The organism is Bathymodiolus platifrons methanotrophic gill symbiont (genome assembly GCF_002189065.1).
Classification (GTDB): domain Bacteria; phylum Pseudomonadota; class Gammaproteobacteria; order Methylococcales; family Methylomonadaceae; genus Methyloprofundus.
Genome location: NZ_BDMN01000518.1, coordinates 1 through 1,728, shown reverse-complemented (window position 1 = coordinate 1,728; position 1,728 = coordinate 1). Strand labels below are relative to the sequence as shown.

Annotated in this window: 1 protein-coding gene; it reads right to left on the bottom strand. The window is 37.8% G+C overall.

Going from position 1 to position 1,728, the window contains the following annotated elements; translation table 11 throughout:
* Positions 1-430 precede the first annotated feature (430 nt).
* On the bottom strand, positions 431-1,405 hold the full coding sequence (locus CDZ78_RS20045; protein WP_087871532.1) for an IS30 family transposase: 975 nt from the start codon (positions 1,403-1,405) through the stop codon (positions 431-433).
* Positions 1,406-1,728 lie beyond the last annotated feature (323 nt).

Sequence of the window (1,728 nt, the reverse complement as noted above, 5' to 3'; positions counted from 1 at the left end):
AATGTAATACCTGAAAGTTAATAATCTTCTGCTGTATATTTTTTCTTAGTGGCGTTGCTTGTTATGGGCATGAACAATTATGAGAATGCCAAGAATTTAATCTGCCACTGACACCAAAGAAAAAAATGTGAAGGATCTGAATATGATATTAGTGAAAAGTAATTTCTATAAAACAACAGTCTCATAAGGTGATTGGTGATCATTCTTTGATTTTTAATTTCATATTGGCAGATTTCTGCCTTATTATTTGAATTTAATTCTATTTATTATCTAAAAAAAATTTATTATAGTTAGTCGCCCCCTTAACGTTGTTTTTTATTTATTCACTAGTAATATCAGGAATTTTTGTTGGTATATTTACTCTTAATTTTAGAGCGTTTAGTTTGGAAGTTGTTTCATCTAACTCTTTCTGTCATGAATAATGCTGGATTCAAGCAATAAGTGCAATCGATCTTCCTGTGTAGACCTCGAGCGGTGTCCGCCCTCCTAGTACTTTTCTGGGCATGGTATTAAGCAATACTTCCATTGTACTCAAGTCGGTTTCTGTCAGATGGCCCAGTGGCATTTTCTTAGGCCAGGTTCTTCGAATTATGCCATTGGTATTTTCATTGGTTCCCCGCTGATAACTGGCATAAGGTTTGGCAAAGTAAATATCTGCATTGATCGCTTTTGCCACCTTTTCATGGGAAGCAAACTCACCACCATTATCCAAGGTTATAGTGTAAACCGATGACACTCGTTTCAGAAGGCTGATCATACTATCAGCAATGATTTCGGCGTGTTTTGTATCGACTTTTCCTATTAATGTTAATCTACTCTTGCGATCTACAAGGGTCACAAGATGGGCATCCTGTCCATAAACAGTATCGCCTTCCCAATCGCCCAGACGCGACCGCAGGTCAACCACTTCAGGGCGATCACTAATATCGACACGCTTTGGGATCATGGTGCGCCCAGATTTACGCTTACCACCTTTACAGCGTTTCTTGCCGAAGCGTGCCAGATTCTTATACAAAGAGCCTCCATGCATTTTGTTAGCAAAAATACGTTTGTAAATAGTGGTGTGGCTGAGTGCAATATCTGGCACTTCTATATCCATTCGACAACTGATTTTTTCAGGAGACCACCCAAGTGATAATCCTTTCTTTATGATTGTAATGTGTCGCTTATCTGCTTTCCTGAACTTTCTGCCTGTAACTCTACGCTGAGTGGCTAGAATATGGGCACTCTCTGCACAGTAACCATCATCACTGGTATTTCGACTCAACTCTCGCGATAAAGCGCTCTCGCTGACGCTCACTAACACGGCTATTGTTTTCTGCATGAAACCTATACCAAGAAGAGCTTCAATTTGATATCGTTTCCCTTGAGTCAGCTGCTTGTATTGTCTCGTTTGTGTGCTCATTCCTGACCTCTATTTCTTAGTGTGAGAGCTGTGAAATGTACAGCAGCTTACTCACATATGAAATTTAGTCGATTGCACTTATTGTATTCATCCAGCAGTACTTGATAATTTTATTTAGTATTTGAAGTAGACTATCATACAATGTTTAACCAAAGCAGATATACTAGTTATTTACATAATCATAAGAATTATTCACTGTATGCTAATTTAGTAAAGCTTATTTATAAGTACGTGCTTATAACTTCATACAGAACGTAGAACTACCATCTTCTCATAAAACAACTAGGTATTATATCTATCTTGCATTCCCTAAACTACAGTAT

Bases quoted from the DNA above. Each gene is read 5' to 3' on its own strand.
- CDZ78_RS20045 (WP_087871532.1), bottom strand. From the start codon at position 1,405: ATGAGCACACAAACGAGACAATACAAGCAGCTGACTCAAGGGAAACGA.